Source organism: Bacillus sp. m3-13 (genome assembly GCF_000175075.1).
In the GTDB taxonomy this organism is placed as follows: domain Bacteria; phylum Bacillota; class Bacilli; order Bacillales; family Bacillaceae_I; genus Sutcliffiella_A; species Sutcliffiella_A horikoshii_C.
In genome coordinates, this window is record NZ_ACPC01000019.1 from 1 (window position 1) to 24,158 (window position 24,158).

At 41.0% G+C, this 24,158-nt stretch carries 17 protein-coding genes, 8 tRNA genes, 1 rRNA gene, 2 pseudogenes and 1 riboswitch; of the genes and pseudogenes, 20 read left to right on the forward strand and 8 right to left on the reverse strand.

Translation table 11 applies throughout. The features are described from left to right. Nucleotides 1-144: 144 nt before the first annotated feature. From rrf to rocF, 10 genes are all read left to right on the forward strand, one after another. A 5S ribosomal RNA gene (gene rrf / locus M313_RS0110430) occupies nt 145-261 on the forward strand. A 9-nt stretch (nt 262-270) separates the two neighbouring features. Next, nucleotides 271-345 (forward strand) — tRNA-Asn (locus M313_RS0110435). Between the two features lies 1 nt (nt 346). Then, nucleotides 347-420 (forward strand) — tRNA-Thr (locus M313_RS0110440). Nucleotides 421-433: 13 nt separating this feature from the next. Then, nucleotides 434-508 (forward strand) — tRNA-Glu (locus M313_RS0110445). A gap of 79 nt (nt 509-587) precedes the next feature. Continuing rightward, nucleotides 588-663, forward strand: a tRNA-Val gene (locus M313_RS0110450). Nucleotides 664-671: 8 nt separating this feature from the next. Then, nucleotides 672-755 (forward strand) — tRNA-Tyr (locus M313_RS0110455). 134 nt (nt 756-889) lie between these two features. Next, nucleotides 890-964 (forward strand) — tRNA-Gln (locus M313_RS0110460). Nucleotides 965-966: 2 nt separating this feature from the next. Further along, nucleotides 967-1,039 (forward strand) — tRNA-Lys (locus M313_RS0110465). A gap of 34 nt (nt 1,040-1,073) precedes the next feature. Then, a tRNA-Ala gene (locus M313_RS0110470) sits at nt 1,074-1,146 on the forward strand. 475 nt (nt 1,147-1,621) lie between these two features. Then, nucleotides 1,622-2,524 carry an arginase gene (gene rocF, locus M313_RS0110475; protein ID WP_010194970.1) on the forward strand — a complete coding sequence of 301 codons (903 nt, stop codon included), beginning with the start codon at nt 1,622-1,624 and terminating at the stop codon, nt 2,522-2,524. 190 nt (nt 2,525-2,714) lie between these two features. Here rocF and M313_RS23350 read toward each other — a convergent pair whose 3' ends face one another. After that, nucleotides 2,715-2,897 (reverse strand): aspartyl-phosphate phosphatase Spo0E family protein, encoded by a 183-nt coding sequence (locus M313_RS23350; RefSeq protein ID WP_010194972.1) that lies wholly within the window; start codon nt 2,895-2,897, stop codon nt 2,715-2,717. A 182-nt stretch (nt 2,898-3,079) separates the two neighbouring features. On the opposite strand from M313_RS23350, the pseudogene sigW reads away from it, so the two are divergent. The 6 genes and pseudogenes from sigW to glmS all read left to right on the forward strand — a co-directional run bounded on the left by sigW (nt 3,080) and on the right by glmS (nt 10,800). Then, nucleotides 3,080-3,645, forward strand: a pseudogene (gene sigW, locus M313_RS23355) (RNA polymerase sigma factor SigW). Nucleotides 3,646-3,665: 20 nt separating this feature from the next. Next, the gene (locus M313_RS0110490; protein WP_010194974.1) at nt 3,666-4,295 is read left to right on the forward strand and encodes an anti-sigma factor family protein; all 630 of its coding nucleotides are present in this window, start codon (nt 3,666-3,668) and stop codon (nt 4,293-4,295) included. 340 nt (nt 4,296-4,635) lie between these two features. Then, nucleotides 4,636-5,457: a diadenylate cyclase CdaA gene (gene cdaA, locus M313_RS0110495; protein WP_029326443.1), complete on the forward strand. Its 822-nt coding sequence runs from the start codon at nt 4,636-4,638 to the stop codon at nt 5,455-5,457. Beyond that, on the forward strand, nt 5,450-6,700 hold the full coding sequence (locus M313_RS0110500; protein ID WP_010194981.1) for a CdaR family protein: 1,251 nt from the start codon (nt 5,450-5,452) through the stop codon (nt 6,698-6,700). The genes cdaA and M313_RS0110500 overlap by 8 nt, the downstream gene beginning before the upstream one ends. Before the next feature lie 20 nt (nt 6,701-6,720). Beyond that, nucleotides 6,721-8,067, forward strand: a complete 1,347-nt coding sequence (gene glmM / locus M313_RS0110505) for a phosphoglucosamine mutase (protein ID WP_010194983.1) — start codon at nt 6,721-6,723, stop codon at nt 8,065-8,067. A 927-nt stretch (nt 8,068-8,994) separates the two neighbouring features. Continuing rightward, a complete protein-coding gene (glmS, locus tag M313_RS0110510; RefSeq protein WP_010194985.1) occupies nt 8,995-10,800 on the forward strand; it encodes a glutamine--fructose-6-phosphate transaminase (isomerizing) in 1,806 nt (601 codons plus the stop codon). A gap of 83 nt (nt 10,801-10,883) precedes the next feature. Here the strand turns inward: glmS and M313_RS0110515 are convergent, their stop codons facing one another. Genes M313_RS0110515 through M313_RS0110525 form a run of 3 tightly spaced genes read right to left on the reverse strand, consistent with a single transcriptional unit; the run spans nt 10,884 to nt 14,796 of the window. Next, entirely contained in the window at nt 10,884-12,065 is a 1,182-nt protein-coding gene (locus M313_RS0110515; RefSeq protein WP_010194987.1) for a Ger(x)C family spore germination protein, read from the reverse strand. Then, a complete protein-coding gene (locus M313_RS0110520) occupies nt 12,062-13,153 on the reverse strand; it encodes a GerAB/ArcD/ProY family transporter (protein WP_010194991.1) in 1,092 nt (363 codons plus the stop codon). Before M313_RS0110520 ends, M313_RS0110515 begins: the two co-directional genes overlap by 4 nt. A gap of 29 nt (nt 13,154-13,182) precedes the next feature. Then, nucleotides 13,183-14,796, reverse strand: coding sequence for a spore germination protein (locus M313_RS0110525; RefSeq protein ID WP_010194992.1), 1,614 nt, complete (start codon nt 14,794-14,796; stop codon nt 13,183-13,185). Nucleotides 14,797-14,994: 198 nt separating this feature from the next. Further along, nucleotides 14,995-15,094, forward strand: a riboswitch (purine riboswitch). 58 nt (nt 15,095-15,152) lie between these two features. Between M313_RS0110525 and add the strand changes: the two genes are divergently transcribed. Then, nucleotides 15,153-16,154: an adenosine deaminase gene (add, locus tag M313_RS0110530; protein ID WP_010194994.1), complete on the forward strand. Its 1,002-nt coding sequence runs from the start codon at nt 15,153-15,155 to the stop codon at nt 16,152-16,154. Between the two features lie 126 nt (nt 16,155-16,280). Here the strand turns inward: add and brnQ are convergent, their stop codons facing one another. Continuing rightward, entirely contained in the window at nt 16,281-17,633 is a 1,353-nt protein-coding gene (gene brnQ / locus M313_RS0110535; protein WP_010194998.1) for a branched-chain amino acid transport system II carrier protein, read from the reverse strand. Nucleotides 17,634-17,854: 221 nt separating this feature from the next. Between brnQ and M313_RS0110540 the strand changes: the two genes are divergently transcribed. Further along, nucleotides 17,855-18,526 (forward strand): GntR family transcriptional regulator, encoded by a 672-nt coding sequence (locus M313_RS0110540; RefSeq protein ID WP_010194999.1) that lies wholly within the window; start codon nt 17,855-17,857, stop codon nt 18,524-18,526. A gap of 30 nt (nt 18,527-18,556) precedes the next feature. Beyond that, nucleotides 18,557-18,943: pseudogene (locus tag M313_RS25215) on the forward strand (GNAT family N-acetyltransferase); the annotation flags it as partial. 120 nt (nt 18,944-19,063) lie between these two features. Here M313_RS25215 and katG read toward each other — a convergent pair. Both katG and M313_RS0110555 read right to left on the reverse strand, forming a co-directional pair. After that, nucleotides 19,064-21,250: a catalase/peroxidase HPI gene (katG, locus tag M313_RS0110550; protein WP_010195001.1), complete on the reverse strand. Its 2,187-nt coding sequence runs from the start codon at nt 21,248-21,250 to the stop codon at nt 19,064-19,066. 308 nt (nt 21,251-21,558) lie between these two features. Beyond that, nucleotides 21,559-22,605 carry an NAD(P)/FAD-dependent oxidoreductase gene (locus tag M313_RS0110555; RefSeq protein WP_010195002.1) on the reverse strand — a complete coding sequence of 349 codons (1,047 nt, stop codon included), beginning with the start codon at nt 22,603-22,605 and terminating at the stop codon, nt 21,559-21,561. Nucleotides 22,606-22,927: 322 nt separating this feature from the next. Here M313_RS0110555 and M313_RS0110560 point away from each other — a divergent pair, with 322 nt between their 5' ends. Continuing rightward, a complete protein-coding gene (locus M313_RS0110560) occupies nt 22,928-23,125 on the forward strand; it encodes a hypothetical protein (RefSeq protein WP_010195003.1) in 198 nt (65 codons plus the stop codon). 54 nt (nt 23,126-23,179) lie between these two features. Here M313_RS0110560 and M313_RS0110565 read toward each other — a convergent pair whose 3' ends face one another. Next, nucleotides 23,180-24,145, reverse strand: a complete 966-nt coding sequence (locus M313_RS0110565; protein WP_010195004.1) for a nuclease-related domain-containing protein — start codon at nt 24,143-24,145, stop codon at nt 23,180-23,182. Between the last annotated feature and the right edge of the window lie 13 nt (nt 24,146-24,158).

Consider the following 24,158-nt stretch of genomic DNA (forward strand, 5'->3'; position numbering starts at 1 on the left):
TCGATCGAGGACTTAACCCAATTAAGTATTGAAATAAGTGAACGATATGAATATCTTGATAGAACACATTATCTAGTTTTGAAGGAACAAGAAAGATGCAAAAACATCTTGATTTTCTTTCTCAATTTTGTATAATATTATTTGTCTGGTAATGATGGCGAAGAGGTCACACCCGTTCCCATACCGAACACGGAAGTTAAGCTCTTCAGCGCCGATGGTAGTTGGGGGATCTCCCCCTGTGAGAGTAGGACGTTGCCAGGCTAGTATTGTTCCACCATAGCTCAGCGGTAGAGCATTCGGCTGTTAACCGAAGGGTCGTAGGTTCGAATCCTACTGGTGGAGCCATGCTTCCATAGCTCAGTTAGGTAGAGCACTTCCATGGTAAGGAAGAGGTCACCGGTTCGAGCCCGGTTGGAAGCTTATACAAAAAATTGGCCCGTTGGTCAAGCGGTTAAGACACCGCCCTTTCACGGCGGTAACACGGGTTCGAATCCCGTACGGGTCACCAAAGTTTTTTCACGATAGTGAAAAGAACTATGTTTTTTTGCGTCAGCAAAATAACTTTACTTTTAAATTAATAATACATTGGAGGATTAGCTCAGCTGGGAGAGCATCTGCCTTACAAGCAGAGGGTCGGCGGTTCGATCCCGTCATCCTCCACCATATCCCTTGGAGGGGTAGCGAAGTGGCTAAACGCGGCGGACTGTAAATCCGCTCCTTTGGGTTCGGCAGTTCGAATCTGCCCCCCTCCACCATTTTAACTTCGAAATGAAAATTCCGGAGTTTTTGTTTGAAGAAATGTATAAGCTTCCTGAATTCAGAGATAATAAGTGAAGTTAGTTATCACTGATGACTGGTATATGGTACATAGAGAAACAACTATAATTAATGGGCTATAGCCAAGCGGTAAGGCATCGCACTTTGACTGCGACATGCGTTGGTTCGAATCCAGCTAGCCCAGCCAACGTGCCATTAGCTCAGTCGGTAGAGCATCTGACTTTTAATCAGAGGGTCGAAGGTTCGAGTCCTTCATGGCACATATCTTTTTACAAAGCTTTATTATAACTACATAAGGGGCCTTAGCTCAGCTGGGAGAGCGCCTGCTTTGCACGCAGGAGGTCAGCGGTTCGATCCCGCTAGGCTCCACTTTCTAATAAAGTTTAAGTCATAGACCATTGGTTTATGGCTTTTTTGTATGCTCTTTTCTATGCTCTTTTCTATGCTCTTACTTAGAAGGGGATTCGGTAAAAGGAAGTACGAAAAGGTTTCACTCGTACCATAAGACTAAGAGGGCTCCGTAAATTAATCGGGCGATAATTTTGAATTACGGGCAATTTTTCAGATTTACGGGCGATAATTTGGAAAATCGGGCGAAAATAAAATATTACGGGCGATTTTAAAAAAATACGGGCGAAAATCACCACTTATCGGGCGAAACGTAAAAATGGCCGCTCATTCTTAGAATGGTTGCCCTAATTTTAAAGTATCCTCATATTCCCTCTCCTGCCAACAATAATCCGACAATTCCAAACTGCATATATATTCAAAACTATGTCGAGTTGAGTCATTTGATAGTTTCCCTATACAATAGAACTAGATTACATAAAGGGGGACACGATTCATGAAGAAAGATATCAGTATTATTGGAGTACCAATGGACTTGGGCCAGACGCGCCGCGGAGTGGATATGGGTCCTAGTGCAATTAGATATGCAGGGGTAGTGGAGCGACTAGAAAATTTAACAAAGACGATAGAAGATCTTGGAGATATTGAAATTGGCAGTAGAGAGAGAACAGCAACTGGTGAAAGCAATCTTAAAAATTTGAAAGCGGTTGCGGAGGCGAGTGAGAACCTGGCTTCCAAAGTAGACGAAGTACTTTCAAATGGCAGGTTTCCTCTTGTTTTCGGTGGTGATCATAGTATTGCGATTGGGACATTGGCTGGCCTTGCCAAGCACTATTCCAACATGGGGGTTATCTGGTATGACGCACATGGAGACCTGAATACGGGCGAAACATCCCCATCAGGTAATATTCATGGGATGCCGCTTGCAGTGAGCTTAGGCATTGGTGATCCAACATTGACGTCAATCGGTGGAGACCATGCTAAAATCAAGCCAGAGAATATTGTCATTATTGGTGCAAGGTCATTGGATGAAGGCGAGAAAGTATTAATTAAGGAAAAAGGAATTAAAGTATTTACCATGCATGAGATTGATCGAATGGGGATGGCTGCCGTGATGGAAGAGGCTATTGCTTACTTAAGGGAACGAGAAACAGATGGGGTTCATTTGTCCTTGGATCTTGATGGGCTAGACCCTCATGATGCACCAGGAGTGGGGACACCAGTACTTGGGGGTATCTCTTATCGCGAAAGTCATTTGGCGATGGAAATGCTGGAAGAAGCAAATATCCTGACTTCAGCAGAATTTGTGGAAGTGAACCCAATTCTAGATGAGCGCAACAAAACAGCGACGGTAGCTGTAGCGTTGATGGGATCTTTATTTGGTGAAAAACTTCTTTAAATATTTAATTTGTTAATAACCGCTGGTGTTTTCCGCAAATGGCTTCGCTTTTCACGGGATGGTATTTGAGCCTCTTCACAACGCATCAGGGGTCTCAAACTATCGTTAATCTCCCGCAAGAGTCTACGCCTACTGCTCTAATCAACAGCTAATAAATTCCACTTATAAAAAAAACACCAGCAACTAATACTTAAGAAGTTGCTGGTTTTCGTTTGATTTGTAAGTATAGGTATTGATTTATCAATGAATCAAGCGAGGTGCTCGCATCAATTACTTCCTTGGATTGAAGATGGTTGGATGAGGAAAGTCGAATCATTTCTTCTCTTTTTCTCTCAATTGCTTCTTGTAAATGGACGGTAGCATGGACGGCCACTATACAACACCCCTTATTCATTAGGCTTCAAAAAAACTAATTAGTAGTTTTTACCCTCTTTTATCCTTTTTCAAAACCAATTTCAGTAAATATTTGTTAGAATATATTTTATAAAGAAAAATGAAACCTTTTAGGGCGAAGGGACGTATTACTAGTCGACCGCCAGACAACGGGGGAACGGAATGGAAGAATTAATCAGAAAGAGAATAAAAACAAATAAAAAAAGGCGATCAGGATGCATTTGCGGAAATTGTGGAATTGTTTAAGGACAAGATTTATCAATTTGGTCTATCGAATGATTGGCAATTCGCATGAAGCAGAAGATATTGCACAAGAAGCTTTTATACGTGCATATATTAACATCAACAGCTTCGATGTGAATCGTAAGTTTTCGACTTGGCTATATCGGATTGCAACAAACCTGACGATTGACCGCATACGCAAAAAGAAGCCGGATTATTATTTAGATGCAGAAGTAGCAGGTACAGAAGGTTTAACGATGTATTCCCAGGTAGCAGCAGATATTTCTTTACCTGAGGAGGAAGTGGAAACAATGGAGCTGCAAGGAGAAATCCAGCGCCAAATACTGAAGCTTCCGGATAAATACCGATCGGTAATTGTCTTAAAGTACATTGACGAGTTATCATTGATTGAAATCAGTGAAATCCTAGAAATTCCGGTCGGAACAGTAAAGACTAGAATCCATAGAGGGCGAGAAGCGCTGAGACAGCAATTGCGCCATGTTTAATTCTGGAGGTGTTATAAACAATGAATAAATGCCCGGAACATATCGTCCAGTATATGCATGAGTATTTAGATGGTGATCTAGAAAAAGAACGAGAAAAAGAGCTGAAAGCACATCTCCATGACTGTAAGGAATGTTACCAGCAGTTCCATGAGCTGGAGAAGGCGATTGCGCTTGTGCAAAGCACCTCTCATATATCTGCACCAAATGATTTCACGCAAAGAGTGATGAATAGTTTACCGAAAGAAAAGAAGACCATCAGTTGGAATCGCTGGGTGCGTTCCCATCCGATGCTTGTAGCTGCCGCCATTTTCTTTATTTTAATGAGTGGAAGTTTGTTTGGTGGCTGGCAAGAAGAGAAGTTTGCATTTACCAACGAGCCGAATCTTGTAGTCGAGGATAATACAGTTGTCGTTCCAGAAGGTAAGGTTGTGGAAGGGGATGTTGTCGTGAAAAACGGGAATATCCGCGTTGATGGTGAAGTTAGAGGAAATGTGACGGTCATAAATGGTGAAGTCATCGACGGTGAAAACTACCTCGCTTCCGCAGGCCAAGTAACTGGGGAAATCGAAGAAATCGACAAGGCTTTTGAATGGATCTGGTACACCATGAAAGACGGCTTCAAAAAAGCAGTCGGTGTGTTTAACGACTAGACAATAACCTAGTTGATCGCAGCGGAAGGCGCGAAGACTCCCGCGGGAGGAAGGGACAGGTGAGAACCCTCAGGCGTAGTGAGGAGGCTCACGGTCCGCCCGCAGGAAAAGCGAACCGCCTGAAACGTAGATCAACTGTTAAATGATATCAAATGAGATGCTTGAAACAATTCAAGCATCTTTTTATATTTCAAGGAGATTATAATAATATTGCAAAACATGATTTAAAAGGCCATTTCTACCTGATTATTAAAAATATGCTATAATAACATGGTTACGGTTTTCGTACTTGATACATAAATCTTGTACTGTTAAAGGAAGTGTGAGGATGCCTTTTGAAATACCTTTTGGAGATATGCCATATTTAAGTTATCTTGCAAATATCATAGATATTTTACTCGTTTGGTTTGTTATCTATAAGCTTATCATGGTCATCCGTGGGACAAAGGCGGTTCAGTTATTAAAAGGAATAACAGTCATTGTAGTGGTAAGGATCATTAGTAACTTTTTAGGATTCAGTACCTTACAATGGTTGATGGACCAAGCTTTGACATGGGGATTCCTGGCGATTATCATTATCTTTCAGCCAGAGCTTCGTCGCGCCTTGGAGCAATTGGGTAGAGGGAAATTGTTTTCAAGAAGCGGTATAGATGATGAGGAAGAGCACGCCAAAATGATTGAAGCAGTCGTTAAGTCCGTTCAATATATGGCCAAACGCCGTATTGGAGCGTTGATTTCGATTGAAAGAGAGACCGGAATGGGAGATTACATAGAAACGGGTATTCCGTTGCATGCCAAAGTTTCTTCCGAGCTCTTAATTAATATTTTTATTCCGAATACACCACTTCATGATGGAGCGGTTATTTTACAAAAGAGCCAAGTATCTGCAGCAGCTTGTTACCTGCCATTGTCTGAGAGTCCTTTTATTTCAAAAGAGCTTGGTACAAGGCATAGGGCAGCACTTGGAATCAGTGAAGTGACAGATAGTATCACCATTATCGTATCAGAGGAGACGGGTAGTATATCTGTTACAAAAAACGGTGAATTGCACCGTGACCTAGAACCTGAATTATTCAGCGAGCTTTTAAAGAAGGAATTGGATACAAGTGTGAAGAACACTACTTCGAATCGCTGGCAGTGGAGGGGGCACAAGGATGGATAAGTTTATCAATAACCGTTGGGTGATGAAAATTATCGCGCTGTTGCTGGCCTTTATGCTGTACATGTCGGTCAGCATCGAGAATAGTGCCACTCAGCAAACAGACTCCAAGCCTTCTCCTTTTTCCGGATCCACGGATGTGCAAACAGTAACAGATGTTCCGGTGGAAACATTATATGACAGGGAGAACCTGGTGGTATCCGGTGTACCACAAAGTGTTACGGTTACACTTGAAGGTCCGACGGCATCTGTTAAACCAACAGCTTTGCAGAAGGATTTTGAAATAATTGCAGATCTTTCTAATTTAGGTATCGGGACACACCAAGTAACGTTGGAGTCTCGGAATCTTTCTGAACGATTAAGTGTAGCAATCGAACCATCCGTAGCTTCCGTTACCATCCATGAAAGGATTTCTGAGGATTTCCCAGTGGACGTTGATTTTATTAACAGAGGCCAAATGGAAGAAGGCTATCAGGCAGAACAACCTATTGTAAAGCCTAATATTGTAAAAGTAACAGGATCTCGCGAATTGATTGAAAGTATCGCATTGGTGAAAGCGCGTGTGGATCTTAAAGGTGTCAATGAGTCCATTGAACAACAGTCCCGTGTGACAGTCTACGACAGAGAAGGAAACACGTTGAATGTGGAAATTGATCCTCCGGTTGTAGATGTGAATGTTCCGATTACGAGTCCTTTTAAATCAGTTCCGTTGAAAATAAATCGCAAAGGGTCATTAAAAGAGGACCTGAGCATTACCAAGATAGAAGCAGAACCGAATGAAGTAACTGTCTATGGACCGAAAAGCGCCATTGACAAGTTGGAGTTCATTGATAATATAGAATTGGATTTAACAGAGATCACAGAGAGCACAACCATCGAAGTTGATGTACCTGTACCGGACGGCGTGAAGCGCGTTGTACCGGAGAAGGTGAAGATTAATGTGGAAGTGGAAAAAGAAGAACAAAAAACGTTTACGAACGTTCCTATTCAACAAATTGGACTATCAGAGGGGCTGGAATTAGAATTCATTGACCCGGAAAGTGGTTTAATGGATCTTACCGTACTCGGTGCCCCAAGTACCCTTGAGGGCGTTAATAGCTCGGATATGGAAATGTACATCAATGTAACAGATTTGAACGCAGGGGAGCATGAAGCCCCTCTTGAGATAAACGGTCCGCAAAACGTTTCGTGGGACCTGCCAAAAAGAAATGTAAAGTTTAGATTAATAGAAGAAACTAATGAGTAGTAAAAGGAGAGATTTACGAAATGGGTAAATATTTTGGTACGGATGGAGTGCGCGGAGTAGCGAACTCGGAATTAACACCTGAATTGGCATTTAAAGTAGGACGTTTGGGAGGTTATGTGTTAACAAAGGACCAAACGCGTCCGAAAGTGTTGATTGGCCGTGACACGCGTATTTCAGGACACATGCTGGAAGGAGCGTTAGTGGCAGGTTTACTATCCATTGGCGCAGAAGTCATGCGTTTAGGTGTAATCTCCACTCCTGGTGTGGCTTACCTGACAAAAGCATTGGGTGCCCAAGCTGGTGTGATGATCTCTGCTTCTCATAATCCGGTTGCAGACAACGGAATTAAGTTTTTCGGACCAGACGGATTCAAACTATCTGACGAGCAGGAAGCGGAAATCGAAGCGTTAATGGACGAAGAGACCGACAGCCTGCCACGTCCAGTCGGTGCTGACCTTGGACAAGTGAACGACTACTTCGAAGGCGGACAAAAATACCTTCAGTTCCTAAAACAAACGGTGGATGAGGATTTCTCCGGTATCCATATTGCGCTTGATTGCGCGCATGGTGCAACATCTTCTCATGCGACACATCTTTTTGCAGACCTGGAGGCAGACATCTCCACAATGGGATCATCTCCGAATGGATTGAACATCAATGACGGTGTAGGTTCTACTCATCCAGAGGCACTTGCACAATTAGTGCTTGAAAAAGGTGCAGATATCGGTCTTGCGTTTGATGGCGACGGAGATCGCATCATCGCAGTTGATGAAAAGGGACAAATCGTTGACGGTGACCAAATCATGTTCATCTGTGCAAAATACTTAAGCGAACAAGGTCGTCTTCGTCATAACACAGTAGTATCCACAGTCATGAGTAACCTAGGTTTCTACAAAGCATTAGAAGCTGCTAACGTAGAAACAAAACAAACAGCAGTTGGTGATCGTTATGTAGTGGAAGAGATGAAGAACGGCAATTACCTTCTTGGCGGGGAGCAATCCGGCCACATCATCTTCCTTGACTACAACACTACTGGTGACGGCATGTTAACAGGCCTTCAGCTTGTGAACATCATGAAGCTTACGAAAAAGAGCCTGTCTGAGCTTGCTGGCGAAATGACAAAGTTCCCTCAGCTTCTTGTGAACATTAAAGTGACAGATAAGCACCGTGTAACAGAGAACGAGAAAGTGAAAGCTGTCATTGAAGAAGTAGAAGCGGAAATGAACGGAAACGGCCGTATCCTTGTGCGTCCTTCTGGTACAGAGCCACTTGTACGTGTAATGGCCGAAGCACCAACTCAAGAGCAATGCGATGAGTACGTAGAACGTATCGCAGCTGTTGTGCGCGCGGAAATGGGCATGGAATAAGTTCCGAATAAACGTCTAGATGAACGAGAAAGATATGCATATACCGCACTTATGGAGCGGTGGATGCATATCTTTTTTATATGGTGTGGGAATCTTGGTTAGAAGCGGGCGAGGGTTCTTTATGTCTTAAGTGCGGGTTGGTTACTGGTTATTGATTCGGGGTTATGATTTAGGTTTATTTCTACGAGAAATGCTTAGATTATTGTAATTGTCCGAAGTTTTGCCGTTTTTGACCGAAGTTTCGGCAAAGTTGACCAAAGATTTCACGATTTTGACCGAAGATTGGACACAATTGTCCGAACGAAATTTTCAAATGTCCGAACGGCGTGGATTTTTGACCGAACAGTACCTATCAATTGTCCGAACCCACCCCAAAACCCGTACGGAAATGTCCGAACTGTATGGGGAAGTGTCCGAATGCTTTTTTAACCCATCAAAAGGCGATAAATTTGCTCATTTTTACAACCAAAACGTCTTTTTTGGGTAATCCATACGCATCTCTAACTTACTACCCAATTCACACCAGTAGCATAAGTCAAAATGCCCCCACCTTTGCAGTAATTGGAAATAATCCACATAATTGTTGACGAATTGGGGTATGGAAGGTAAGATATTATTTGTTGCTATTCAAGAATGGAAAGGAGCATTAAAGTCAGACAACTATAACTAGATACACAAAGCGCCTGAACTAAGCGACGGACGAAACAACGCTTAGTTGACGAGGAGGAGGTTTATCGATCTATCGGCGGATGCCTCCCGGTTGCCAATCACAACCGACTCTAGGGACAGTTTAAAGCATAAAGGCAACTTTATGTACAAAGACTGTTACTATGATTACAAAAATTTTTTATAGGTAATGTGGGGGCAGGATCGCCCCTTACTATGGTGTGCTTTCTTGTCCCTGCAACTCTAGGGAGGAAACTATTTATGTGCGGAATCGTAGGATATATCGGAACACAGGATACAAAAGAAATTCTTTTAAAAGGTCTAGAAAAGCTTGAATACCGTGGATATGACTCTGCTGGTATTGCGGTAATGAACGAGAGCGGCGTACACGTATTCAAGGAAAAAGGCCGTATTGCAGACCTTCGCGAAGTAGTGGACAATGACGTTTTAGCATCAACTGGAATTGGTCACACTCGCTGGGCAACTCATGGTGTGCCAAGTAAAGTAAATGCGCATCCACACCAAAGCACGTCTGGTCGCTTTACACTTGTGCACAACGGAGTTATCGAGAACTATTCACAATTAAAACGCGAACACTTACAAGGCGTAGAACTAGTAAGTGAAACAGATACAGAAATAGTTGTACAAATCATCGAGAAGTTTGCAAACGAAGGACAGCATGTGGAAGAAGCGATGCGTCGCACTCTTTCCATTCTTAAAGGTTCTTACGCGATTGCTTTATTGGACAACGAAGATCCAGAAACAATCTATGTAGGGAAAAATAAGAGCCCTCTATTAGTTGGAGTAGGAAAAGGTGACTTCAACGTAGTGGCAAGTGACGCAATGGCGATGATTCAAGTGACGGATCAATTCGTTGAGCTTATGGACAAAGAAATGGTTATCGTAAAGAAAGAAGCGGTGACAATCAAAAAGCTGAACGGTGAGATCGTCGAGCGCGCGCCATACACTGCTGAACTTGATGCAAGTGATATCGAAAAAGGCACATACCCACATTACATGTTAAAAGAAATCGATGAGCAGCCATTAGTAATTCGTAAGCTCATCCAAAAATACCAAAACGAAAATGGTGAATTGACGATTGACGTTGACATCATCAACGCTGTTAACCAATCTGACCGCATCTACATCGTAGCAGCAGGAACAAGCTACCATGCAGGTCTTGTTGGAGCGCAAATGATTGAAAAGCTTGCAAAGGTACCTGTAGAAGTACACGTAGCAAGTGAGTTCAACTACAACATGCCAATTTTATCTGAAAAACCGCTATTCATCTTCATCTCTCAAAGTGGAGAAACAGCGGACAGCCGTGCAGTACTTGTACAAGTGAAAGAGCTTGGTTACCCAGCACTTACAGTAACAAACGTACAAGGATCAACACTATCCCGTGAAGCAGATTTCACATTGCTACTTCACGCAGGCCCTGAGATTGCAGTAGCTTCTACAAAAGCTTACACTGCACAACTTGGTGTTCTGTCCATTTTCGCAGCAGTGCTAGCGGAATCTAAAGGACATAACCTAGAATTTGACCTAGTGCAAGATCTAGGTATCGTTGCAAATGCAATGGAAGTTCTATGTGACGCTAAAGAAGAGCTTGAAGATATTGCTCGCAAATTCTTGGCAACAACAAGAAACTGCTTCTTCATCGGCCGTACAATGGACTACTATGTAGGTCTTGAAGGTGCATTGAAACTAAAAGAAATCTCCTACATCCAAGCAGAAGGATTTGCTGGCGGAGAATTAAAGCACGGAACTATCGCCCTAATTGAAAATGGTACACCAGTTATCGCCATCTCCACTCAAGAACAAGTGGACCTATCCATCCGCGGTAACGTGAAAGAGGTAGTAGCACGTGGTGCCAACCCATGTATCATCTCCATGAAAGGCCTAGAAACAGAAGAAGACAGCTTCGTTGTACCACCAGTAAACGAACTGCTATCTCCACTAGTTTCAGTTATTCCGTTGCAATTGATCTCTTACTACGCAGCACTTCACAGAGATTGTGACGTAGATAAGCCACGTAACCTTGCGAAGAGTGTTACGGTGGAATAGTTCTGTAAAGTAGTGAAAACTACTATTAAGGTTAAACGTGAGAAGCACCTTACTGTAACTAGTAAGGTGCTTTTTATATCTTGTTAGTTCTGTATCCCCAAGCCAAAGTCAGTGATTGTGATCTGTACTTCATAATCGATAGGAGCCTGACTGAAAATAGTATCCCAGTCACTTTGATGTTCTTTCCAAAATTCTGGGTACTTAATCCTCACATAATCATGAAAGCCAATGACATCTACTTGTAAATCTTTTTGAATTCTTTCTAAGGTAGTCTGAATCTCTTTTTTTATTTCTTCCGCAATTTGCTCCTCTAATTTTCTTCTTGTTTTTTCCTCTGAAAAGCTTTCGGTGTTGGTTGCTACCTCAATGATAAGGCCTTCTGATTTAACTTTTACTTGAAAAGAAAGCTTGTCGTCCTCTATTGTGGGAGTGATCTTACTTTTTAATAATTCTTGTTCGTAAATTATTGGTTTATCACTGCCTTCTTCCTCAACTTTTACAATAGCGCCATTAGTTTGTGCAGTAATCCAGTTTATTCCTTTTAATTCTTCTTCCGTTAAGAAACCAATAAGCTTCAATGTACTTCCTTTTATTACAGCAGCACCGGACAGTTTAAGTTCACCATCCGTTTGTACGACGTTTTGTAGTATAAAACTTGCTTGTGCTTCCATTAAAGCGTTTATTTTTGCAAGGGACTTCCGTTCAAGTAGCTTATTCGATTTATCAAAGTTTTCAGTGATATCATATATATGCATAGAAGGGATATCGTCTGTCTCCATATAATCTAATATGTCCTTTGCCAGCCCGTCTGTAATCATGACAAGCATACTCATTCTGGCCTCAGGTTCACGGATGAAAAAATCAAGAATTTCTCTTATACTTCGATTTTCTGCTACCTCTCTACTTATGATAATTAACCTTTGGTGTTGACCGTTCACTGTGTTTTTTCTTAATTGTATAATTTCTCGAGCTGTTTCGATGAGGGAGGCTCCTGTCTGTTCCACGTTAGTGTAGGGTTTATCTTCTTGCTTTTTAGTATTTTGACCTTGATTGCTTTTTATTTTTGCCATTTGATAGGTAACAGTTAGTAGGGAATCCGCTCCATAGTAAGAAGAAGTAATATTCTCTTCTTGAGCTGTATCCACTCCAACGCCAATCAAGAGATCCAGTTTTTCAATATCCCTAGAACTCCAGCAGCCGGTAAGTAGTGGAATTAATATAACCAGTTGGAAAGAGCGTCTTAAGAGAATAAATATATGCTTCAACTGTGCTTCCTCCTTAAGAAAGAGAGAACTAATAGCATAATGGGGATTATGCCAAATAAAACAATTGCTGCATTTCCCAGCATGTCACCTAGCGAAAAAGCTTGCTGCAGATTTTGAGGTAACATCGAAATAAAGAAGGCAACGGGAAGGAGAATGTACATAAAGGTTTTTATCTCTTTATTGAAAAGCTGCGATAGTCCCAAAGATGCTGCATATAACGTAATAGATATTGTCGCGAAAATTTGTAATATCCAAATCGTTAAAAAGAGGGAATCATATCTTTCAAAGAATATTCCAGGAAATTCAAAAGAGTGAATCAGTGTTATCGTAGGCCATGTTAAATTGCCTACTCCATCAAGCGATAAGGCTCCAATTACTATCACAATAGTGACAAGATAGAATATAGTCGGCATTAATACTCCGACAAATACAACTTTCTTGCCTTTCTTGGGATCAGTTAAAAAGGCAGAGAGAATAATTAGTATTTCAATGCCGATGTAAGACAAAGAAGTCGTTTTAATTCCTTTTAACACAGGGCCAATACCGCCGCCAAGAACTGGCCTTAAGTTTTTTAATTCAAATAATCCTAAGCTCATTAACGCTAATAATATAAAAATAAAAACGGTAAGAGGAAAAATGATCTGAAACATCCGTGCGATTGAATTAAGGCCATCTACATTTAAATAAAGGGTAAGCCATAAAAAGAGAATGATTAAGATTTGGATAGGAGTGTCTTCCAGTAGATATGTTTCCGTAACCTCAGCTAAAATCCTCACTTCAAAACTTGTTAAGGTAATAAAATATATGACCATCGAAAGACAAATGATGATGCTTAATATCCTACCAACAATTTTGGAGCTGTATTGATAGAATGTTTTCTTAGGGTATCTATTGTTAAGCATTAAAATAATGAAGCCTACTGCCAAAGGAAAGATGCTGCTAATCAGGATGGTAATCCATATATCAGGAGTTCCGACTTCATCAGCAAGTGCTCTAGGTAAAGTAAGTATCCCTACGCCTAGAATATAGTTGATGATGATAATAATCGCTTGAGCAGGCGAAATTAGATTTTCCTGTTGTGGGTTCATAATCAATAGGTCCTTCCCTAATAAATAAATTAACCTTTCCGGATAGTGTCAGTTGGCTTGAAAATTTTTGGTCTTTTTTTCATAGCTGATATAGGAAGTCGTATTAAAAAGTCCTTCCAATCATTGGTCTGATAAGGTACTGCAGGGCTAAGGTAAGGAACTCCAAAGCTTTTTAAGCGAACAAGGTGTATGCTGAAAAATATAAAAAAGACTATAACCCCATACAATCCCAATGTTGCAGCAAAGAACATGGCAATGAATCTTAAAACTCTTAACGAAATGCTTAAATTATATTGTGGAAGCGAAAAGGAGGAAATAGCCGTAAGAGCTACGACAATAACAGTTACTGGGCTAACGATACCAGCTTGAACGGCTGCATCTCCAATTACCAAACCACCAACGATTCCAATCGTTTGGCCGATTGGTTTCGGCAGCCTTAAACCTGCTTCTCTCAGTATCTCAATAGATACCTCCATCAGAAGAGCTTCAATAAGGATTGGAAAGGGAACCCCTTCCCTGGAACTAATAATGGAAAGGGCGAGTTTTGTAGGTATTAACCCTTGATGAAACGATACGAATGATATGTATAATGCAGGTGTGAAAACTGCTATAAAGGCAGCTACATACCTTAGGAAGCGGACTAAACTGCCTGCAATCCAGCGCTCATAGTAATCTTCGGGGGATTGCAAAAACATATTAATAGTAGCAGGTACAATTAATGCAAAAGGAGTCCCATCTAATATAATGGCAATTCTTCCTTCAGTGAGGGCAGCTACAACCCGATCAGGACGTTCTGTACTCTGAACCTGTGGAAAAAGGGAGAAATTATTTTCTTCAATTAATTCCTCCACATATCCTGATTCAGGTATATTATCAATATCGATAGACTCAATTTTTTGTTTCACATTTTCAATGATTTCCGGATTTGCTATCCCTTCTACATAGGTAATGACTAACTCTTTGTTGAATCGTTTGCCTAATTGAAGGGTGATAAACCGTAGTTCAGTATTAACGCCCGCTTTCCGAAGAAGGGTCACATTATCTATCAAGTTTTCATTAAAGCCTATTCGTGGTCCTCTAACCTGCAACTCAGATACAGGTTCTTCCAAGTTACGACCTTTAGCATTGCTGGTTTTTAATACAAAAGCATAATCGATATCTTGTAAAAATAATACCGTTTGCCCTCTAAGAATACTTGTGTTGATTACATCAATCCGGTTTTCTTCGGAAATCTCACTAATTGGTAGAAGATTTTTTATTTGAATAGTGGGTGGATTTACATGATCCGGAAGATTTACTAATAATGGTTCTAGTATATTACTATTAATAATTGCTGTATCTACAAGACCCTTGGCAAAAATTATGGCAGCTCTAGTCTGTTCTTTCCCAAAGGTGAACTTTCTTGTAATAATGTCCTTGTTTGTCCCGAAATTCTTGTTTATTTCATCAACATTGGCAGATAAGTCATTCGAAAGTATAGCAGGAACTTCCTTATCTTGTTGTTTATTTACAGGTTTTTCTTTATCGCCTTGCAAATAACCGGTAATCTTAGACAGGGCCAAAGGAACCAAAAGAGTAATGATGGTATACACATAGATATTTGCTTCTGGAAGAAAATTTTTTATAGATTCAACAATATGCACACAGGGACCTCCTAAAGCTAAAAGAGAGGGTAATTCAATTAACTTATCATGGATATATTATCACTCATGACCTAAAAACTATGCGTGTCATTATTGAATTATCGAACATAACAGGAGAAGTGATTGTTCCTGAGAGATTAGAATGTAAAACTAGCTCCTTGACAATGTAGATGAATTTTATTATTTTTATATAGAACTTATTAATAAAATACTTAAATTCGTATAACTCCAATAATATGGTTTGGAGGTTTCTACCAGGTACCAATAATTCCTGATTACGAAGGAAATACAAGAATTTTATCTTGTGCTTTCTTCGTAATCAGGATTTTTTTTGTTAAAAAATAGGAGGTCCAACAATGAATTTTTCTAAAATGCCTAAAATTGAACTTCACTGCCATTTGGATGGGAGTGTTAGACCGGAGACCATCATTGACATTGCAAAGAAAGACGGCATCCGTATTCCTTCCTTTGATACGGAAGAGATAAATGAAGAACTAATTGCTCCACTCAACTGCGAATCCTTAGATGAATATCTTAAAAGATTTTCTATTCCTAATTTAGTAATGCAGTCAAAAGAAAATTTGAAAAGAATTACTTATGAGCTTTATGAAGATGCAGCAAAGGAAAATGTAAAATACATGGAGGTTCGATTTGCCCCCTTACTTCATACGAAAATGGGATTATCTATAGAAGAAATTATCTTAAGTGTGATAGAGGGAATGAAAGAGGCAGAAGAGAATTTTGATATATATGGAAATATTATATTGTCATGTATGAGAACGATGACAGTGGAAAGTGCTTTTGAGGTCGTGGAGAAGGGGAAAGAATTCTTAGGGAAAGGGGTTGTGGCAATTGATTTGTGTGCTTCTGAGGAGGAAGGTTTTTGCAGGGAGTTTATTGAACCAATCAGATTGGCTAAAGAATATGGCTTTAGAGTCACGATCCACGCAGGTGAAACTGGAATCGGAAAAAATGTGCTTGAGGCTGTTAGATGGTTAGAGGCTGAAAGAGTTGGGCACGGTGTGTTCATTCATGATTGTGTAGAAGCTTATAATATTGTGAAGCAAAAACAGGTAGTACTTGAAATGTGTCCAACAAGTAATGTCCAAACCAAAGCAGTAAACCAAATCAGTGACCATCCAATCTATGACTTTCACAGGGATGGAATAAAAGTAACCGTTAATACAGACAATAGAACGGTTTCGAACACAACGATGACAAAGGAATGTGATTTAGTCTGGAATGAATTTGCTATGAGTGATGTAGAGTATAAACAGATTTACATGAATAGCGTGCAAGCCTCTTTTGCAAATGCAGAGGTAAAGGAAAGTCTGAAGCAATATTTACCGTATATTTAAATTTATTCGCATGTTAAATCCCAATAAAAATAAAATACCGTTTCAGTAAAGAAACGGTATTTTAAGTGTTTTGTCGCTCTCACAATATACAACAACTATGCACGTGTACATGATTCAGGCTAGTGATTAACTAGCTTTTCTTTCAAGCTGTACACGTTTCGGTTGTTCCTTTTTAACCTTCCCCCAAACAAACCCTAACACACCACCGATAATCGCAGGGAAAATCCAGCCTAAACCTACTCCATATAACGGTAGCAATTCAGTAAATAGATTTTCAACCGGCATAATGCTCATACCAGCAGCCTTCAACGCATCAGAGAATGCCACAATGGAAGTGAAAATCATACTTCCTTGATATACTTCTTTTCTTCCATTAAAGAATGAGTGCAAGAATGTTAAGACCATCAAGCAGACAACAAATGGATAGATCGCTACTAACACTGGAACGGATACTGCGATCAATTGCGTTAAGCCCACGTTTGCAAAAATGGCACTGATTGTGGATAACACGATGACAAAGGTTTTGTAAGAAATGCTTGGCAATAGTTTATTAAAATAGGAAGAACATGAAATGATAAGACCGATACTTGTTGTTAAACAAGCGCCAATAACGATCAGGCTTAGTAATAGTCCACCGTAAGCGCCGAAGAAGTGATTGGATGCACCCGATAGCACTGCTCCTCCATTTTCTAATAATCCTAATGCTTCCACACTTGAAGCTCCAATATAGGATAGGGAAGTATAGATGATGGCAAGAAGTCCTGCCGCAATACTGCCTGCTTTTGTGACAGCGATCATGATTTCCTTCTTCGTTGTCGCACCTTTTGCTTTAACGGCATTAATGACAACGATACCGAATACAAAGGCAGCAAGTGCATCCATTGTCAGGTATCCTTCTTGGAATCCTTTGAAGAAGGAGCCGTCTACATAACTCTCTGTTGGGGCTTGGAAGCTTCCAATAGGAAAAATAAAGGCCGTTGCAATCAGAATTCCTATGAAAATTAATAGCAGTGGTGTTAAAACTTTCCCGACAATATCAACTATTTTAGTAGATTTCAGAGAAAAGAATACAGTAACGCCGAAAAATATAATGGTGAAGATTAATAACCCAAGGCTGCTGCTCTCTTCTGATAAGAATGGTCTGATTCCCATTTCAAAGGACGCCGTTCCCGTTCTTGGGATGGCAAAAAGTGGCCCAATGGCTAGATATAATATAACCGTAAAAGCAAGTCCAAAAACGGGATGTACCCTGCTCGCTAAAGACTGGAGATCGCTTTTCCCCGAATAGCCCAAAGCTAGTACGCCAAGTAGAGGCAAGCCAACACCCGTTACGATAAAGCCCGCATTAGCAGACCAGATATTTGTCCCTGCAGATTGACCTAGCATGGCTGGGAAAATTAAATTCCCTGCGCCAAAGAATAAGGCGAAAAGCATGAAACCAATGGCTAGTACGAATGAAAAAGGCATTTTGTTATTCATCTTAATTCCCCCTGGTAGTTTAGTGATCTGGTTGATCTCGCATAAATATATAGATAATTATTTTAGTAAGGTAATATATTGCATAACACAAGATATCATATGCAAAATATTTATGCAATATATTACGTAGAGTTGCAACATGTAATATATTGTATTTTAAGACAGAATGCTATACACTTTTAATAGATCTAACTCGAATTTTATAAAGGTGGTTGATCATCATGCCCATACCTTCCAACTATTCATCACCCACTCGTGTGTCTGCCAAAAAGCGCGCCTTTTCTCAAATACAAGAGTGGATCATTGATGGAACGCTTCAACCGAAAGAGAAGCTGAATGATGCGGAGCTTGCACAAGCTTTAGGTGTGAGCAGAACGCCGATACGGGAAGCGCTGCAATTATTGAATGTTCAAGGTTTAGTAGAAATGTTTCCAGGGGTCGGCACGCAAGTCACCTCTGTTAAAAAAGAAGACATAACCAAGATTCTGCCTCCCTTGGGGGCTTTAGAGGCCTTAGCGGCTGAACTGGCAACACCCTTAATTACCCAAGATACTATAGATACATTGCGTGAGATAAATACTGCATTTGCCCACGCTATAAAAAAAGGGGACTTTTATTCCGCTTTAAAGCAGGATGAACAGTTCCATAATATTATTGTAGAAAATGCACAGAACCCTTATCTGGCTAACTCAGTATCAAATCTACAGGCACATGTTTTGCGTCTCTATTTCCACCAATCCATTATATTGACAAGTGCTTCTATAGAAGAGCACGAATCCATGTTAAAAGCATTTGAAAATCGAGATAAAGAAACGGCGGCTAAAATAGCCCGCACTAACTGGCTGCGAGCGATTGATGAGTTTTATGCGGGGCAGAAAGATAGTAGGGAATAGTTTAACTATATATTCGGATGGAGCATAACAATGGAAATTATCGAACTGAGAAATAAGAACCAATTTCTTGACCAGGCAATTCAAGTATTTTGGACGCAGTGGGGAAGTGAGGAAAACTTCAAATTTTACGAAGAAACGATTCTCCAATCTGCTACCACCTCTTCTGATATACCGCGATTTTATGTGGCAGTGGAAGAGGGGGAAATCATTGGTACGTATGCAATTTTAAGAAATGATATAAATAGCCGTCAGGACTTGTGTCCATGGTTGGCTTGCCTTTATGTGACGGAAGAGCATAGAGGGAAGGGGATAGGTGCCAAGCTACTAGAGCACGGACTAGAAGTGGTTGCTGAAAAAGGCTATGACAACCTATACCTAACAACAGATTTAGATAACTATTATGAGAGATACGGCTGGAAAAATAGCGGAATCGCATATGGACCAGGCGGCGGCTCGATTAAGCTTTATGAAAAAAAGACTGCTAAAATAAAAGAAAAGCCAGATGAAGTGGTTAACCTCCATCTGGCTTTTCTTTTATTATTTATTCACTTTCACGTCATAACGGTCTGCATTCATTACTTTCACCCATGCTGCCACAAAGTCATTTACAAATTTTTCTTGGCTGTCATCTTGGGCGTACACTTCAACAAGCGCACGGAGAACGGAGTGGGAACCAAATACTAGGTCTACTCTTGTAGCAGTCCGTACGAGTTCACCTGTTTGGCGATCACGTGCTTCGTAGTAACCTTCTCCTTCAACCGGCTTCCATTCTACACCCATATCAAGCAGGGTCAAGAAGAAATCATTCGTGAGCGTCCCGACTTTCTCCGTGAATACGCCATGCTTAGTATCACCGTGGTTTGCACCAAGGACACGTAAACCTCCGATAAGAACAGTCAATTCCTTCGCAGAAAGGTCCATAAGCTGAGCTTTGTCCACCATGAACTCTTCCGGTTTTAAGGAGTATTCTTTCTTATGGTAGTTGCGGAATGCGTCAGATACAGGCTCCAACACTTCGAAGTTCTCTTCATCTGTTTGATCCTGAGTGGCATCACCGCGACCTGGAGTGAACGGAACTTTTACATCAAAGCCAGCGTCCTTGGCCGCTTTTTCAACGGCTGCACTTCCGCCAAGAACGATAAGGTCGGCAAGGCTGACTTTTTTATCTAGGCTATGTTGCAAGTCTTCTAATACATTCAATGCCTTTGCAAGTTGCTCCGGCTCATTTGCTTCCCAATCCTTTTGAGGGGAAAGGCGAACGCGGGCACCGTTAGCGCCACCACGCTTGTCCGAATGACGGTACGTGCTCGCTGAAGCCCAAGCAGTTTTTACAAGCTCGCTTACAGAAAGACCGCAATTTAAAAGTTTAGCTTTAAGATCTTCAATCTCTGCGTCTGTTAATGTGTAGTTAACCTTTGGTACCGGATCTTGCCAAATGAATTCTTCCTCTGGCACTTCAGGTCCTAAGTATCTGTCGCGAGGCCCCATGTCACGGTGAAGTAGCTTGAACCATGCGCGGGCAAAGGCATCAGCAAACTCATCCGGATTTTGATGGAAGCGGCGGGAGATCTTTTCGTATTCTGGGTCCATGCGCATCGCCATGTCCGCAGTCGTCATCATTGTTTTTACTTTTTTGGATGAATCATGAGCGTCTGGAGCTAAATGCTCTTCATCAGGATCGATCGGTGCCCATTGGTAGGCGCCAGCTGGACTCTTCGTCAGTTCCCACTCATATCCGAACAGTAGATCAAAATAGCTCATATCCCACTGAGTAGGAGTTGGCGTCCATGCACCCTCAATTCCACTTGTGATGGTGAAAGCACCGTGGCCGGTTTCATGGCTGCTCTTCCAACCGAAACCTTGGTGTTCAAGGCCTGCTCCTTCTGGCTCTTCTGTCACATGAGACGGATCTCCGGCACCGTGGGCTTTCCCGAATGTATGTCCGCCGGCAGTCAATGCCACGGTTTCCTCATCATTCATTCCCATTCGTTTGAATGTATCTCGGATATCAAAGGCACTTTTCTTGGGATCTGGTTCGCCGTTTGGTCCTTCCGGATTAACGTAAATCAATCCCATTTGCACAGCAGCAAGCGGGTTCTCCAGGTCACGCTCACCGGAATAACGGTTGTCACCAAGCCATTCCTTTTCCGGCCCCCAGTTCACATCTTCTTCAGGGTGCCAGATATCTTCACGGCCGCCACCGAATCCAATCGTTTTTCCGCCCATGGATTCAATCGCAACATTTCCTGCAAAAACGAGCAAGTCTGCCCAAGAAAGCTTGTTGCCATATTTCTTTTTAATCGGCCATAGCAGTCGGCGGGCCTTGTCCAAGTTTCCGTTATCAGGCCAACTGTTCAACGGTGCAAAACGCTGAGACCCGCTTCCGCCGCCTCCGCGTCCATCTACTTGACGATATGTACCAGCTGCATGCCAACTCATACGAATAAAGAACGGCCCATAATGACCATAGTCCGCCGGCCACCAGTCTTGGCTATCTGTCATAAGATTATGTAAGTCCTCTTTCAGGCTTGCATAATCGATCTTTTGGAATTCCTCTGCGTAGTTAAAATCTTCCCCTAGTGGGTTTGTCTTTGTGTCATGCTGGTGAAGCACATTCAAATCAAGTTGATTCGGCCACCAGTCTTTGTTTTTCGTGCCTCTGATCGGTTTTTCAGAACTGCTTTCCCCAGTAAATGGGCACTTTCCAACGTTCTCATTGTCCATACATCTTTTCCCCTTTCTGTTTTGAGAAGAGTAAATAGCATAATAACTAGCCTTACAACGTACGAAACCACAAAATGAGACAACATCAATTCTTACATTGTAATTATAATAAATAATCAGCAGAATAAAAAGAAATATGCACTTAATTTTTAATAATATTCTGAAATTAATATTATTAGGGGATTGTCGCCAATAATTAAGATGCCTTTTTATTGGAATTTAATACCTATTAATGAACAGGAAAAAGCCAATCGCTACCGTGATAGGATTGGCATACATTTTATTTAGGTAGTTACTTGCTTTGTGCATTACCGAATCATTTGCTTAATCAATTCTTTATTTCTAGCTTTAAATACTTCGTTGTGTGAGGAAACCATTGCTACTTTGCTTGCATGAGGTTGTATATATTGTTTTGCTTTGTTGACGGCATTTGCTGCATCCTGGAAAGCCCCAGCAATTAAATGCAATTTCCCATCATGATTTAAAATATCACCAGCAGCATAGAGTCCTGGTATGGAGGATTCACTTTTTGAATTTCCCGCTATGTAATATGTGTCCACCATTTCAATTGGCAGTTCGCTGTTCTCGATTAATGTTCCGTCCCGTTCATATCCATGGCTGATAATGACTTCATCAATAGAAAAGGTGGAGATATCCCCGGTTTCATGATTGGTAAGCTGAACTCGTTCGATTACTTCATGGTCAGCGCTCGCAATTAACTTCGTGATGGAGGTGTGGAATAGACATTTTGCCGAGCTGTTCAGCAGTTGTGATACCTGTGCCTCGTGAGCGGATAGCGCATCTTTTCGATATGTTACATATACTTGTTTAGCAATCGGCTCCAGTTCATTTGCCCAGTCTATAGCTGAATTGCCTCCGCCGGATATGATAACAGTTTTGTCTTTAAAGCGTTGAAGTGACTTAACGGTATAATTTAAATTTGTTACTTCAAATCTCTCTGCTCCTTCAATAGCCAGCTTTTGCGGATGAAGGATGCCTCCACCTACAGCAACAATGACCGTTTTGGATAAATGGCGTTCACCATTGGAATCCAAGAGCACAAAGAGGCCTTCATCATTTCGTGTAATAGATTCTACTTTTCTACTTAATACAACTTCAGGATTGAAGGTTAGGCCTTGCTCAACAAGCTGTTCAATCAGTTTTGCTCCGGGAAGAGGCGTCTGTCCCCCGACATCCCAAATCATTTTCTCAGGATACACATGAATTTTTCCGCCTAATTGATGCTGATACTCAATCAGCTTTGTCTTCATTTCTCTAAGACCACTATAAAATGCAGAGTAAAGGCCTGCAGGACCGCCACCAATAATCGTTACATCAAATAAATCCAGTTTCACCCTTATTCACTCCCTGTAGGAAATAGATAAAATTGATTATCATTCTCATTTAAGTATATAACTATTTTACTAGTTTATGCAATATGGAGGCGGGGGATTGGTTGATATTTTGTAAATGTCACAATAACACGATGAAAAGTTATAATGACCATTATAAAAGTTTCAATCCACGGCAAAAGAGTTACAATAACCCTTCGAAAAGGTACAATCCAGCAAAATATCGCAGTAATAAGCAGATAAACTAAGTTAGTATAGTTGAAAAAAAACCTTTTATAAGCTACCGTTCAATGTATAGAGAGTTTCCGAAATGGAGAGAGAGCATATGATGTTAGTTTTAGGCGTTTTAGGAGTGCTAGTTTTGGTTGGCGGGCTGTTTGCAACACTTCAGGTAGCGGGAAAGGGAGATCACGATTATCAGAAGAAATCAGAGGGGAATGTAAGGCGACTTACGTATATTTATATCGCGTTGTTTGTTGTTATTATCGTTGGATTTGTTGTTTATTTGAGATGGTTTGTGTAGGATGTAATGTTAAAAGCCCCCGGGAGTCTAACTTCGCGGGGGTCATTTGTATTTTTATTCAATAAAATATATGCGGGCTTTTTTGTTGCCTTGGTGGGGGATATTTAATGATAGGAGCTCTCTGTAAGCAATGTGTGAGGAATGAAGACATATGAACTCTCGGAACTCTCTGTTTGTTATCTTGTTCCCAAATCCAAGTAATGGATAGTCCTTAATTGTCTGTTGAAGAAGCTCTTTTTCTGAATGTCCACATTTTAAGCACAACCACTTCTGATAAGATTTCTGCATAGGTGCATGGGAGCAAATAGGGCAAATCACTCCTCTAATAAACGAAGAAGAAGAAAATCCATAGCCATAGTAATTCATCAAGTTAAAGTTCTCATCTTGATGAATTTTTAATAGTGTTTTCACAAGCTTGTTGGCGTCCTTATTTGAAAAGTAAGTGTGGGTTTGGGTGTTATCAATTTCTTTTATTCTTGTTGGGAGATTTGTGTGAAAGACTACATTCTTTAAGATGAGGGGGGATTTTTTTAATAAGGTAGCATTTTTATGTGTTATGACGATTTGAGTGTAGATGGGAATTTGAGGTAATTTAAGACCTTCGATGATAGAGGAAAGCTGTATTTTGTGTCGCGCTAGCTGCGCAAACGGGTCTCCAAGTCTTTCTTGTCCAGTTTCATTGTGGCGGATCAGACTTCCGGTATCTTCATCAAACTCAATTTTTCCCGAAACATACTTGGAATCTAATATGAGGCAATGAGTAGGAGAGATAAGGAGTGAGTCCATCTGGAAGTGTCGCCCTTTTGTGTCTGGAATCCTTAAGCCATGCAACACTTTATAGTCTTCATGGGGCAGGAAGGATGAATAGTAGTCCATTGCTTGTTCGCCTTTGTATCCATAGTGTAAACGGTAGAATTCATGTTCAATTTGAGGGTGTTTTGGATGGGTTTTGGGGACCCTTCGCATTGCGGCTTCATGCGCGAGCAACCTGAGTGGTTTTTCTCTGTCTTTTGTTATCATGGTAGTCTCCTTT

Bases quoted from the DNA above. Each gene is read 5' to 3' on its own strand.
- rocF (WP_010194970.1), top strand. From the start codon at position 1,622: ATGAAGAAAGATATCAGTATTATTGGAGTACCAATGGACTTGGGCCAG.
- M313_RS0110490 (WP_010194974.1), top strand. From the start codon at position 3,666: ATGAATAAATGCCCGGAACATATCGTCCAGTATATGCATGAGTATTTA.
- M313_RS0110500 (WP_010194981.1), top strand. From the start codon at position 5,450: ATGGATAAGTTTATCAATAACCGTTGGGTGATGAAAATTATCGCGCTG.
- glmM (WP_010194983.1), top strand. From the start codon at position 6,721: ATGGGTAAATATTTTGGTACGGATGGAGTGCGCGGAGTAGCGAACTCG.
- glmS (WP_010194985.1), top strand. From the start codon at position 8,995: ATGTGCGGAATCGTAGGATATATCGGAACACAGGATACAAAAGAAATT.
- M313_RS0110520 (WP_010194991.1), bottom strand. From the start codon at position 13,153: ATGAACCCACAACAGGAAAATCTAATTTCGCCTGCTCAAGCGATTATT.
- add (WP_010194994.1), top strand. From the start codon at position 15,153: ATGAATTTTTCTAAAATGCCTAAAATTGAACTTCACTGCCATTTGGAT.
- brnQ (WP_010194998.1), bottom strand. From the start codon at position 17,633: ATGAATAACAAAATGCCTTTTTCATTCGTACTAGCCATTGGTTTCATG.
- M313_RS0110540 (WP_010194999.1), top strand. From the start codon at position 17,855: ATGCCCATACCTTCCAACTATTCATCACCCACTCGTGTGTCTGCCAAA.
- katG (WP_010195001.1), bottom strand. From the start codon at position 21,250: ATGGACAATGAGAACGTTGGAAAGTGCCCATTTACTGGGGAAAGCAGT.
- M313_RS0110560 (WP_010195003.1), top strand. From the start codon at position 22,928: ATGATGTTAGTTTTAGGCGTTTTAGGAGTGCTAGTTTTGGTTGGCGGG.
- M313_RS0110565 (WP_010195004.1), bottom strand. From the start codon at position 24,145: ATGATAACAAAAGACAGAGAAAAACCACTCAGGTTGCTCGCGCATGAA.